Source organism: Priestia sp. ABM2_011 (assembly GCF_056158845.1).
The window spans coordinates 3,203,740-3,216,123 of record NZ_JBSWUB010000001.1 but is presented as its reverse complement, the minus strand read 5'-3'; the positions used below and the strand labels follow the sequence as shown (position 1 = coordinate 3,216,123).

Sequence of the window (12,384 nt, the reverse complement as noted above, 5' to 3'; positions counted from 1 at the left end):
GTCTCAAACATGAAGGTTGCGAAGTTTGGCGGGAGTTCAGTTGCAAGCGCAGAGAAATTTAAACAGGTTGCGCATATTGTAACGTCTGATAAAGAGAGAAAGCTGGTAGTTGTATCAGCTCCGGGCAAGCGATACGGAGAAGATACAAAAATGACAGATTTGTTAATCGCACTTTCTGCCAAAATACAGCTTGGAGAAGATTACGTCGATGAGTTTGGGCAAGTAATCGATCGCTATCGTGAAATCGTGGTTGACTTGTCTATGCCAGAAACGATTATTACTGATATTATTGCGAATTTACAATCACTTATTGATTTACATAAAAACGATCCGTTTCGCTTATTAGATTGTCTCAAAGCAAGTGGAGAAGATAATAACGCAAAGGTAATGGCTGCTTATTTAAACCATTTAGGGTTTGAAGCTCATTATGTAAATCCAAAAGAAGCAGGTATTTTTGTTTCTGATGAACCAGGAAGAGCAAGAGTGCTTCCACTGTCTTATGAAAAACTGCCGCAGCTAAGAGAGCGTTCGGGCATTTTGGTGATTCCAGGATTTTTTGGCTACTCTGAAGAAGGGAACATGGTTACGTTCTCGCGCGGTGGGTCAGATATTACAGGTTCAATTGTAGCAGCAGGAGTAAAAGCTGACTTGTATGAAAACTTTACTGACGTAGATGCTATTTACAGCGTAGATCCAAGACTTGTGGAAAAGCCTCATGAAATGAAAGAAGTCACATACAGAGAAATGCGTGAACTATCCTATGCAGGTTTTTCTGTCTTCCATGATGAAGCGCTAGAGCCGGTTTATAAACTAGGCATTCCTGTATGTGTTAAGAATACAAATAATCCTGAAGCAAAAGGTACATTCATTGTAGCTGAGCGCCCTCACGGCGATACGCCAGTAGTTGGAATCGCTGGTGACAAAGGTTTTTGCAATATTCATGTGAGCAAATACTTATTAAACCGTGAAATTGGTTTTGGCAGAAGATTGCTTGAAATTTTAGAAGATGAAGGTATTTCATACGAACATACTCCTTCAGGAATTGATAATATCTCTGTCATCATGCGCGAGCATCAGCTTACGCCAGATGTGGAAAAACGCGTATTTGCTCGAATTGAAAAAGAACTTGAAGTAGATGAAATCTTTATTGAACGTGATCTTGCTATGGTTATGGTAGTAGGAGAGGGAATGAATAGCACAGTAGGAATTGCTGCGAAAGCTACAGAAGCTTTTGCTCGTGCTGAAGTGAATCTTGAAATGATTAACCAAGGTTCTTCTGAGGTAAGCATGATGTTTGGTGTGAAAGCAGACGCTTTAGACCGTGCTGTTCAAGCTCTTTATAATACGTATTTTAACAGCATGTACAGTATTTCTTATTCTAATGTAAAATAAACAAGACGAAAAACCCCGCTTTCTTTTTAGAGAGCGGGGTTTTCTAGTGAAGGCGTATATAAATTGAATTTGTGGACATAAAGGGAAGGAAGAGTGAAGTCAAAGGAGGAAATACAGTGAAGAAAAGACCCTTTTTCATATTCTTTTCCCTTATAGGTATGAGCGTACTTTCAGCATGTCACAATGATGATGCAGCACCCGCGAGAGAAGCTCAAAATAAACAAGGCGTGACAAATGGCGGAACGCCGATGAGCTATGATAATCAAAGTGAAAACACATCTTTTAACTTTTCAAAATTTGATTTAGAAGTAGACTACAAGGGGCTTAATAATGATTATGAAGCCGACTATGAAAATGAAAACGATGAGATAGAAGCCAAAGTGGATGATAATATTAACGATGAGCACTTGAACGGAGACAAAGCGTTTAATAAATTATCTTCAACATTTAAAAAGTTAAATTTTGATCAGCGCACCCCCGATGAAGATGTAAAAAAGGAAGTAATCGATGCGTTTGGCCTGAAAAAAGATTTTCAGTCGTTTGAATTAGAAGTTCGTTTTTCAAACGGAACGGAAAAAGAATACAACTTTAAACAAAAGTAAGACGTTAAAACAAAGTATTTTAGTTGAAGGAAAATCCGAACGATGAATTGAGGTTCTTTATTAAGAATCCAACTCGTTCGGATTTTTTCTTTGGTAAGGTGAACGTATGTCTCAATCTTAGTTTTGATGTCTAAAAAAAGGAAAATAGTGAAAGGATGGTGATAAATAAGCAAAAGGAGGAATCACGGATGCAAAAGTTGATAATGAACGGATGCGTAGTCTTTGTTCTGTTGTTGTTAGGAGCATGCAGCATGGTAAAAGAGCAAAATAACGCTCATGAAAACCACCTGAAAACCGAGGAAGCGAAAGAAACGAGCGAGGTATCGGTAGGACCTGTTAAAGTAGATTTAACGAATACCTCAGGCAAAAAAGTAGGAGAGGCTACGCTGACAGAAGCAAAGAACGGCGTGCAAATTAAATTAACTGCTCAAGGTCTTTCACCCGGGAGACATGGATTTCATATTCATGAAATAGGAAAATGTGAGGTGCCGGATTTCAAAACAGCAGGGGCCCATTTTAATCCTTTTAAACGTGAACACGGCTTTAAAAATACAAAAGGCCCGCATGCGGGTGACTTGCCCAACTTAGAAGTTGCGCCAAATGGAAAAGTAGATACCGAAATTTTTGCTTCTCTTGTGACGTTGCAAGAAGGAAAGCCGAATTCTCTTATAGATATGGATGGGTCGGCATTAGTGATACATGATAAAGTAGACGATTACACAACAGATCCTTCAGGAAACTCAGGAGATCGAATTGTTTGTGGAGTGATTACGAAATAAGCCAAAAAGCTGTGAGATCATTCACAGCTTTTTTATTGCTGTAACGAGCCGCTTCTAAATTGCGGTGAGCTTCTTTTTTTTGCACAATAGAAGAAAGAGTTAAAGAAGGTGAAAACATGCATAAGCAAGTTGTTGTAATAGGTGGAGGAATAGGTGGGTTAACAGCGGGAGCGCTTTTAGCTAAACATGGCTATGAAGTGACGGTTTTAGAAGCTTCTCGAGAGTGGGGAGGCTGTGCCGGGAAATTCCAGCGCCATCTCTATACATTTCCTGTCGGAGCGACGCTTGGAATGGGATTTGAGCGCGGAGGGATACATGAGCGAATCAGCACATGCCTGGGCCTAGAAATTGAAAAGATTTCTCTTGAGAAAATCATGAAAGTTCATCTTCCACATCGTACACTAATTTATTATCAAGACCGGTATCAGCATATTTCGTATATTCAAAAACAATTTCCTCATAAAGCGAAGAATATTAGGAGCTTCTATGAAAGTGTTTTTAGAGTTGCAAAAGAAATTCGCAAGCTCATGCGGCCGCTGCCGGTTCTTCCTCCTCTCACAATCGGTGAGTGGAGTAGGCTGGTAAGTTCGTTAAATCTTGGGTCTGTGAAGTTATTACCTTATTTTCATCGATCGTTTAGTCATTTACTAAAAAAACACAGGTTGCTAGACGAAACGGACTTTATTCATTTTATTGATGGTCAATTAATAGACAGCATGCAGACAACGAGTGAGAACTGTTCAATGCTTATCGGATGTCTAGCGTTGGATATTTATCACGAAGGAGCTTTCTATGTGAACGGTGGCTTATACAAAGTCGCAGAAGCCCTGCAAAAATCTATTAAAGCCAACGGAGGAAAAACGACTCTAGGAAGGAAAGTAGTAAAGATAGAGCGTGATAACGACGAGTGGATCGTGCATGATCATAGAGGTAACCGCTACCGCGCTTCAGACGTTGTATGCAACGCGCCAATTCAAAGCTTAAAGTCTTTACTGCATGATGAAGATTACCAACATATCCATAAGAGGGCCAAAGAAAAAAGCAAGCTTCCGCAGTGGGGAACGTTTTCGATGTATGTTGCGATTGATGAAAGAGATCTTCCGCAGAAGGTAGAGTTGTTTCAGCAAGTGCTTCAATCCGAACAAGGCGAGATGACGGAAGGAAATCATTTATTTATTTCCGTGTCTCATCCTGACGATCGTTTTCGTGCGCCTCAAGGCAAGCGTACAATTACAGCATCTACTCACATTGAGCTTAGCAAGTGGAGTAACAAGGAAACCTATGATGTTCAAAAACAAGTTCTTGAGAAAAAAATGATAGCAGGAATTAAAACTATCATTCCTAACATTGAAGAAGCAGAGCATCAAATTTCAGGAGCTCCTAAAGCATGGGAAAGGTTCACTTCTCGCCCAAACGGCGGAGTGGGAGGCTTTCCGCAAACGTTAGATCATGCCTTGTTCAACAGCATTTCGCATCGATCTGGCTTACAAGGGCTGTGGTTATGCGGAGATACAGTGTTTCCGGGAGCGGGGACTATAGGCGTATCGGTAAGCGGCTATCATGCTTTTCAAAGTATAACGTCTCATCAGCATAGGTTACCTTAACGTTTCGTACAGACAAACTACTAGTGCTTATACCATCAAAAAACACCGGCCCTATTATCATAGGGCCGGTGTTTTCAGGAGAGAAACAGCTTCCACCACTTCCGTTTTCGCTTCATATCAGCAGCGGCGGTTTGTCTGAAGGTTTGGACAAAATCACTAAACATTTCTTCGCGTTCAGCTACGCTTTGACGATGAAGCTTACGCTCTTTCTCCATTTCTTTCAAATAATAGACTCGTTCTTCATTCATCGAATCAATTAAATCACGAAGCTCTTCTGTCGTATTAGTTGAAGAATTGTTTAGTTTTTCAACCATAAATTTCACTTGATTCATCGCAACGGTAGAATTGCTTGAGAATCGGTCTAATAAATACTGCATTTCTTTAGAGGATTCATCCGCATTCTCCATGACATCTTTCATGAACAGACGCATATCCTCTGTTTTTTCTTCCGCAATTGTTGAATAATCTTCAATCAAAGAAGTGACTTCATCAAACGATTTTTCGTTAGAACGGATAATTTTTTTAGACATATTTTCTACATCTCTTGCGCTGCGTTCTGAAGACTCAGAGATATATGCCCCGACCGACTCCACCATTTCTACAGTTTGAGTAGCACTTTTTTCAAGCTCTTTTTTTACTTCTCCGACAATTTCTTCCCGAACTTCATTTCGCATTCCTTCTCGCATTTCTTTTAACAAATCAGCTTTAAACGTATCAAGTACTTCAAACACATCTTCATAGCGGCGAACAGCTTCTACTAGTTCCCCTTGAAGCAGCTCTTTTTCATTCACGACAAGGTCGTTTGGTTTTGGTTCTTCAATAGAAGCAGAAATAGCCTGCTTTTCTTCTTCAGTAGCTAATCGTGCTTCAGGTATAGGAGGGGTCTTCTCTTGCTTATTCTCTGAAATGCTTTCCTGCTTTTCAGCAGCTTTTTTCTTTTCTTGCTTCATCTGTTTATTGGAGTGTTCTTGAAAATCGATGACGTTTTCTTTTTTAGCAGTTTTCAACTTTGCTGGTTCTTCTTCTTTTGAAACCGCTGCCTCTGATTCCATCACTAAATGCTCCTGCTCTTCTTGTTCCTTTATCAGCAGCTGAACATATTCTTTGACTTCATCTAACGTACATTGTTCATCAAACAGCTGTTTAATATCATTAAATAATTCAATTTGTTCCTCTGTATAGACACGGGCCCCATCTACTCGTTCAATTGTTAAATAGCTGCCCAATAATTTTTCCCATTGTTTTAACGTTTTCTTTTCTACCTCTAATTGATCACTTACTTTTTTAATTGTATACGTCTCCATCATTTTTTATTTCCTCCCTTATCTATTTTCATCCAACTATGTAATGGATTATTTGTTGTATGTTGTATTCACCATATCTTCACTTGTTTTCCTGCTAGGTGACAAAGGTTGTCAAAACTAGACGACATTAGCCTTCTATGTAAAGAAAACGCATATTTTGTAAAAAAATGTACAGAAATGCGCAAATGGCAAAAATGGAAAACATAAAAGAAAAGGAGAGTATAGAAAACAGTTGACGGGAAAAAATGAATCCTATAAGATAAGTTTAAATGTTTAAGTTCTTGAACATATAAACATAAGGAGTGAACACTATGTCACAGCATTATGCGCTCATCACCGGTGCGTCCGGAGGAATAGGTAAAGAGTTAGCTTATCAATTCGCAAAGGATGGCCATTCTTTAATTTTAGTTGCCAGAAGTGCTGATAAACTAACAGCGATTAGAGAGAATTTAAAATCTACTTATAATATTGACGTGATAACGGTTGTAAAGGATTTATCAAGAGAAGAAGAGATACAGTCACTGTATGAAGAACTTAAAAATAAAGAAATGCACGTTGATTATTTAGTGAACAATGCAGGTTTTGGACTATACGGTAAATTTATTGAAACAGCTTTAGATGAAGAGTTAAACATGATTGACTTAAATATCCGAGCATTAACTCATTTAACAAAATTATTTTTACCCGATATGGTCAAAAGAAATCACGGGAAAATTTTAAACATTGCGTCCGTTGCTGCATTTATGCCGGGTCCGCTTATGACAGTGTATTACGCAACGAAAGCGTACGTATTATCTTTCACAGAGGCCCTTGAAAATGAATTAAGAGGTACCAATGTAACGGTAAGTGCTCTATGCCCGGGTCCAACTAAAACGGGTTTTAGCGATCGGGCCCAGCTGAGCAATTCCAAGCTTTTTCAAAGCGGTGCAATGGATGTAGAAGCAGTTGCTAAAGCGGGCTATAAAAAATTTATGAAAGGTCAGACGGTTATCGTACCAGGAGTACAGTTTCGTCTCGCCACCTTCATCCCGCGCTTTGTACCAAGAAAGTGGCTTTCATCCGTTGTCCGCAGAACACAAGAAATTAAATAAAGGAGAATATTTATGAGTGAAAAAGCAGTGGAGTTATTTCGTGCCAGCATTCCTATTTTTCAGGCTCTAAGTGATTCAGCAAGACAAGATATTATTTTGCTGCTCGCGGAAAAAGAGCCTTTAACCGTTAATGAAATTGCAAACGAGTCTACTTTATCACGACCGGCAATTTCTCATCATTTAAAAATTTTACGTGATCAAAAGCTTGTGCAAATTGAGCAAAAAGGAACGCAGAGATATTATTCATTAGCTTTAAACGAGGCAGTTGAGCTATTAAAAAGCTTGCTTGCTACAGTTGAAGCTGAATGTTTATAGGGAGATGAAAGAGATGAACCACGAGCAATTCTATATCACAGATGAAACGGTCATTGAACATATTGTCTCTACACAAAAGCAGTATTTCTATGCACAAAAGACAAAGAGCATCAGCAGCCGCATTCAAGCGCTGAATAAGCTCAGAGACGCAGTCAAACAAAACGAGCAGAGAATTATGGATGCTTTAAAGCAAGACTTGAATAAATCCGAAGTAGAGGCGTACACGTCGGAAATTGGGATTTTACTAGAGGAAATTCGGTTTACGCTTAAGCATTTAGCAAAATGGATGAAGCCTAAAAAAGTAAAAACCGCTTTAACACACGTGGGCTCTAAAGGGAAAATTGTTCCTGAACCGTATGGAGTCGCGTTAATTATTGCTCCGTGGAACTATCCGTTTCAATTAGCGCTGTCTCCTTTAGTAGGAGCGATTGCCGCTGGAAACACGGCGATTATAAAGCCTTCTGAATTAACGCCTAGCGTATCTCGGGTTATACAAGAATTACTAGCTGAGGCTTTTGATCCAGCATTTGTGACCGTGATTGAAGGCGCTGTAGACACGACGAGCCTGCTTTTAAAACAGCCCCTCGATTATATTTTCTTTACGGGAAGTGTAAATGTAGGGAAAATTATTATGCAAGAAGCAGGGAAGCAGCTTATTCCCGTCACGCTGGAGCTAGGAGGAAAAAGTCCGTGCATTGTACATGAAGATGCAAACCTAGATTTTGCAGCGAAGCGAATTATGTTTGGCAAAGGAATGAATGCAGGCCAAACGTGCGTTGCTCCCGATTATTTGCTCGTGCATAAAAAGGTAAAAGCGCAGCTAGTGGAGAAACTTCGCGAAGCGATTTATCAATTTTACGGTAGTAATCCGCTTGAAAGTGAGCGCTACGGCCGTATTGTCAGTGAGCGCCATTTTATTCGGCTAGTTGAGTTTTTAAAAGACGGAAACGCTATAGTTGGAGGCGGGTATAATAAAAGTACGCTCACAATAGAACCTACGGTGTTAAGTGAAGTAAGCTGGACATCAGACGTTATGCAAGAAGAAATTTTTGGGCCTATTCTTCCTATGATTGAATACGAAACGTTAGACGAAGTTATTCATAAAGTTCAAGAAAAAGCTAAGCCGTTAGCTCTTTACTTGTTTACGGAAAGTGCAAATGTACAAAACGTCATAACGGAGCGTCTTTCATTTGGAGGAGGCTGTATAAATGATACGCTTATGCATATCGCTACGCCATATTTACCCTTTGGCGGAGTTGGAGAAAGCGGTACGGGCCAATATCATGGAAAAGACAGCTTTCAGACATTTTCTCATTTTAAAAGCATGCTGTCTCAAACAACCAAGTTTGATTTGTCATTCCGCTATCCTTCAGAGAAACAAAACTTGAAAATGATTAAAAAATTATTGAAATAAAAAGCCTCCTGATAGGAGGCTTTTTCGTTATTTTGAAAGTGAAAGCTGAGAAAGCGGCCATTTTTCTTGTGTATACGCCATTTCCCAAAATAAATACTCCAGCTCACAGCTTTTGATAAAGTGATCTTTCATACGATTACGTTCTTCTTCAGTCGCTTGCTCGGTGAGTTCATCAAGTTTGTTACAAAACCATTGTGTTGTGCCATTCATTTCTTCATTATTATAAAACTGAATCCATTCATAAAAAGGATGAGAAGGAGATGGATTTACTTGTTCTGTAATGCGCTGGCCAATTTCAACGTACGTCCACGGACATGGAAGAAGCACGGCAATGATTTCCGCTAAGCTGCCTGTATGCGCAACGCTTGTCATATGGTTAATGTAGTGGCTGGCCGTTGGTGAAAGAGCCTCAGTGTGGAGGTCTTCATAGCGTACGCCTGCTACTTCACAAAAATTATTATGAGGGTGTACTTCACTATGTAATACCGTAGAAATGCCGGCATTAAAGGCTTCCATTTCGGTACGCGTACGGCATTTTGTTAAAGCAGCGCCGTAAATGCGGACAAATGCTGTTAAGTATTCGTAGTCTTGAGAAACGTAGTGAATAAGCGCTTCTTTTGGCACGTCTCCTTCAGCAATTCCTTTAATAAAAGGGTGGTTAAAAATGGCTTCGTAAATATAGTTTGCTTCTTGTCTTAATTGAGATGAAAATGACATCAAAATCCTCCTTTAATTATGAGGAAGTCACAAACAAGCACATAAAGGAAATAAAAAACACTCCGTTTATAAACGGAGTGGCAAAGGACAGTACAAAACTGAACATTGCCACTTTCCTACGCTGGTATGAGCCAGATCAGGTTCAAAGGGATCAAGAAAACTTGTCTCAGCCGGTCGGCACCCCTAGTGGACTTCCTATTAGTCTATGTTTAACTTACCATATATTCTGAAAAATAGAAAGCGTTACGGAAAATTGTTCCCTAACGGTTTTTATCTCTTAAAGAGGTAGCTTCTTGAAGCTATTTTTAATCATTTTTGTTTAAAAATGCATATTTTTAGGGAAGAAGAGGTATTAATGAAGGGAAGAGCCGTTTTCGTCTCCGAAACATTCCCATATAAATAGAAGAAAGGAGAGAACAAAATGGCAAAATTTCGTTTGTATGCTGTATTAAATACAGTAGGCTTGGCTATTACACTTCTTGTGAATTATTTAGCAAATGCGATTCCAATAGGAGGCAAAACAACGGCAGAGGCTTCTGCGCAAGTTCCTACGTTGTTTACACCAGCCGGTTATGCCTTTGCTATCTGGGGCGTTATTTATTTGTTATTAACCATTTGGGTTATACGCCAATTTTTTGCAAGAGAAGATCAAAAGGAAATATATGCACGTATCGGCATTTGGTTTTTTCTAAACTGTTTGTTAAATAGTGCGTGGATCTTTATTTTCCAAAACGATTACTATAAGTTATCCCTTTTAGTTATGCTCTTTATTTTAGGCACATTAATGATTGTATATTCCATTATTCAGCATTCTCGGATGACGACATGGTTTATGCGTCTGCCGATTTCGCTTTATCTTGGATGGATTTCTGTTGCGACTATTGTTAATGTATTTGTCGTATTTCAAGCAAATGGAATACAGCACTTACTTGGCCTAAATGAGTTAGCATGGACGATTATTATGCTGCTGGTAGGGGCTGCGCTGGGCATTATGTTTACATTAAAAAACCGAGACGCTGTTTATCCGCTTGTTTTTATTTGGGCTTATATTGCCATTGCGGTGAAACAAAGTGGAAATCAGCCAATTGTCATTACTGTTATCATCTCGATTGTTTTATTAGCAATTGCTATTATTGTGGGACTGATTAAACGCTATAGACGTTTTTAAAAAGAAGCTCTAGCTTTTGTAAGCTAGAGCTTTTTATGATGCTCTTTTGATTGTAAAAAAGCAGCTGTAAAAGCAATTAAGCTAATTAAAATACCAAAAGGAACAACAATTGGTACGAATGATAAAATAAATGTCATAAGCGTAACCTCCATGTTGCATCGGTGCATAATGAAAAATTCAACTTTTTAAATTGAAGTTCCGCTATTATAGTATGCTAGGCTTTATGTTTGGAGCCTATATGTTTAGAAATAAACGAAAAAGGCAACATACGTTACATATAGTTTATATAGGAGGAGTTAAAATGGAAACATATTTAGTGGCTTACACAGATAAAGACGATATGGAATATAAACAAGTGACGTGCGAGAGTTATGAAGATGCAGAGCGTACAGTTCTTCGTTTAGAGAGAGAAGGGCATATGCATATTGAAGAAATATCAAATCAAGAAGCCTACCGTGGAGACGAATCATCGTACAGAGAATAATTTTTGAATAGAAACATCAAACTCAAAATGAAGAGGCAGCTGCTTCTTCATTTTTTCTATTCTATATAGATATCGTTTTATAGAAAAAAGTAAAACGGGAATGATTTTCTTCTGCATTTATGGTACAGTACTAATCAGATGAGTTTTGAGTTTAGAAGAGGAGAGAGTAACATTATATGAGTAAAGGAAATCAGTGGTCTTCACGCCTCGGTTTTATTTTAGCATCTGCTGGGGCAGCAATTGGTCTAGGAGCGATATGGAAATTTCCATACGTAACCGGAACCAGTGGCGGTGGAGCATTTTTTGCGTTGTTTATTTTATTTACAATTTTTATTGGATTGCCGCTTCTGTTGGCAGAATTTATCATTGGAAGACATACGGGAAAAGAAGCGATTAGTGCTTATAAAGCAATTGCTCCAAAGTCCGCTTGGGTATGGATTGGCAGGCTGGGAGTACTCAGCTGTGTCGTTTTGCTTTCCTTTTACAGCGTCGTTGGCGGCTGGGTGATTTTATATACGATTATGAGCGTAACCGGTATGCTAAGCGGAAAAGAGTACGGTCCGTTGTTCAATGCCGTCATTAGCCAACCTTATGTGGTATTAGGTGCACAGGCGCTGTTTTTATTAATTACAGTGTTTGTTATTTCAAAAGGCGTACAAAAAGGCATAGAGCGTGCTAATAAATACATGATGCCGTTGTTATTTATCTGTTTTATTATCATTGTGGTTCGCTCTTTAACATTAGACGGAGCTATGGACGGAGTAAAGTTCTTTTTAAAACCGGATTTTTCAGCCATTACAGGGTCATCTGTTCTCTATGCGCTCGGTCAGTCGTTTTTCTCGCTTTGCGTAGGATTATCCTGCATGGTGACATATAGCTCTTATTTAGGGAAAAAAGTAAGCTTGACGCGTTCAGCGGGCACCATTGCTATTTTGAACTTGTTTGTTTCGCTGCTTGCAGGCTTGGCTATTTTTCCAGCTGTTTTTTCATTCGGATTAAAGCCAACCGAAGGACCTGGACTTTTGTTTGTGGTCTTGCCAACAGTATTTGAGAAAATGCCGTTTGGCACCGTCTTTTTAGCACTGTTTTTAATTTTATTTCTATTTGCTACGCTTACGTCTGCTTTTTCACTGCTGGAAATTATCGTAGCTGCTTTAACCAAAGACGATCAGACAAAACGAACTCGCTATGCTTCTTTAGCAGGGATTCTTGTGTTTGTAGTAGGTATCCCATCAGCGCTTTCGTTTGGTGTACTAAAACATGTCTCACTTTTTGGCAGAAGTATATTTGACGTAGCTGACTTTTTTGTGAGCAATTTAATGCTGCCTCTTGGAAGTTTAGCCATTGCGATTTTTGTGACATTTAAAATGAAAAAAGAAGCCGTGTATGAAGAGTTTATTTCAGGAAGTACAAAAGGCGCTAAATTATTCAACGCATGGTTCTTTCTAGTTAAATACGTATTACCTATTATTATTATAGCTGTTCTGTTAAGCTTACTTGTTGCATATTAAAAA

At 38.9% G+C, this 12,384-nt stretch carries 12 protein-coding genes and 1 riboswitch; of the genes, 10 read left to right on the top strand and 2 right to left on the bottom strand.

Annotated features, from left to right (window positions below; translation table 11 throughout):
* The first annotated feature begins 9 nt into the window (after positions 1 to 9).
* The 4 genes from ACXAE4_RS17305 (at position 10) to ACXAE4_RS17290 (ending at position 4,377) form a co-directional block, all read left to right on the top strand.
* A complete protein-coding gene (locus tag ACXAE4_RS17305) occupies positions 10 to 1,392 on the top strand; it encodes an aspartate kinase (RefSeq protein ID WP_028413529.1) in 1,383 nt (460 codons plus the stop codon).
* 116 nt (positions 1,393 to 1,508) lie between these two features.
* Positions 1,509 to 1,994: a YusW family protein gene (locus tag ACXAE4_RS17300; RefSeq protein WP_028413528.1), complete on the top strand. Its 486-nt coding sequence runs from the start codon at positions 1,509 to 1,511 to the stop codon at positions 1,992 to 1,994.
* 188 nt (positions 1,995 to 2,182) lie between these two features.
* The gene (locus tag ACXAE4_RS17295; protein WP_028413527.1) at positions 2,183 to 2,773 is read left to right on the top strand and encodes a superoxide dismutase family protein; all 591 of its coding nucleotides are present in this window, start codon (positions 2,183 to 2,185) and stop codon (positions 2,771 to 2,773) included.
* A gap of 116 nt (positions 2,774 to 2,889) precedes the next feature.
* A complete protein-coding gene (locus tag ACXAE4_RS17290; RefSeq protein WP_475236486.1) occupies positions 2,890 to 4,377 on the top strand; it encodes a phytoene desaturase family protein in 1,488 nt (495 codons plus the stop codon).
* A gap of 74 nt (positions 4,378 to 4,451) precedes the next feature.
* Here the strand turns inward: ACXAE4_RS17290 and ACXAE4_RS17285 are convergent, their stop codons facing one another.
* Positions 4,452 to 5,684 carry a helix-turn-helix domain-containing protein gene (locus ACXAE4_RS17285; RefSeq protein WP_028413525.1) on the bottom strand — a complete coding sequence of 411 codons (1,233 nt, stop codon included), beginning with the start codon at positions 5,682 to 5,684 and terminating at the stop codon, positions 4,452 to 4,454.
* 308 nt (positions 5,685 to 5,992) lie between these two features.
* Between ACXAE4_RS17285 and ACXAE4_RS17280 the strand changes: the two genes are divergently transcribed.
* The 3 genes from ACXAE4_RS17280 to ACXAE4_RS17270 are packed head-to-tail and all read left to right on the top strand — an operon-like array spanning position 5,993 to position 8,501.
* A complete protein-coding gene (locus ACXAE4_RS17280) occupies positions 5,993 to 6,772 on the top strand; it encodes an SDR family NAD(P)-dependent oxidoreductase (protein WP_028413524.1) in 780 nt (259 codons plus the stop codon).
* 12 nt (positions 6,773 to 6,784) lie between these two features.
* Positions 6,785 to 7,087, top strand: a complete 303-nt coding sequence (locus ACXAE4_RS17275; protein WP_033578848.1) for an ArsR/SmtB family transcription factor — start codon at positions 6,785 to 6,787, stop codon at positions 7,085 to 7,087.
* A 13-nt stretch (positions 7,088 to 7,100) separates the two neighbouring features.
* On the top strand, positions 7,101 to 8,501 hold the full coding sequence (locus tag ACXAE4_RS17270; RefSeq protein ID WP_475236483.1) for an aldehyde dehydrogenase: 1,401 nt from the start codon (positions 7,101 to 7,103) through the stop codon (positions 8,499 to 8,501).
* A gap of 27 nt (positions 8,502 to 8,528) precedes the next feature.
* On the opposite strand, the gene tenA is transcribed toward ACXAE4_RS17270, so the two are convergent.
* Positions 8,529 to 9,218: a thiaminase II gene (gene tenA / locus ACXAE4_RS17265; protein WP_108674648.1), complete on the bottom strand. Its 690-nt coding sequence runs from the start codon at positions 9,216 to 9,218 to the stop codon at positions 8,529 to 8,531.
* Positions 9,219 to 9,314: 96 nt separating this feature from the next.
* Positions 9,315 to 9,413, bottom strand: a riboswitch (TPP riboswitch).
* 226 nt (positions 9,414 to 9,639) lie between these two features.
* Between tenA and ACXAE4_RS17260 the strand changes: the two genes are divergently transcribed.
* The 3 genes from ACXAE4_RS17260 to ACXAE4_RS17250 all read left to right on the top strand — a co-directional run bounded on the left by ACXAE4_RS17260 (position 9,640) and on the right by ACXAE4_RS17250 (position 12,381).
* Positions 9,640 to 10,386 carry a TspO/MBR family protein gene (locus ACXAE4_RS17260; protein WP_028413520.1) on the top strand — a complete coding sequence of 249 codons (747 nt, stop codon included), beginning with the start codon at positions 9,640 to 9,642 and terminating at the stop codon, positions 10,384 to 10,386.
* Positions 10,387 to 10,687: 301 nt separating this feature from the next.
* The gene (locus ACXAE4_RS17255) at positions 10,688 to 10,870 is read left to right on the top strand and encodes a hypothetical protein (RefSeq protein ID WP_013056847.1); all 183 of its coding nucleotides are present in this window, start codon (positions 10,688 to 10,690) and stop codon (positions 10,868 to 10,870) included.
* A gap of 176 nt (positions 10,871 to 11,046) precedes the next feature.
* The gene (locus ACXAE4_RS17250; protein ID WP_028413519.1) at positions 11,047 to 12,381 is read left to right on the top strand and encodes a sodium-dependent transporter; all 1,335 of its coding nucleotides are present in this window, start codon (positions 11,047 to 11,049) and stop codon (positions 12,379 to 12,381) included.
* Positions 12,382 to 12,384: the final 3 nt, after the last annotated feature.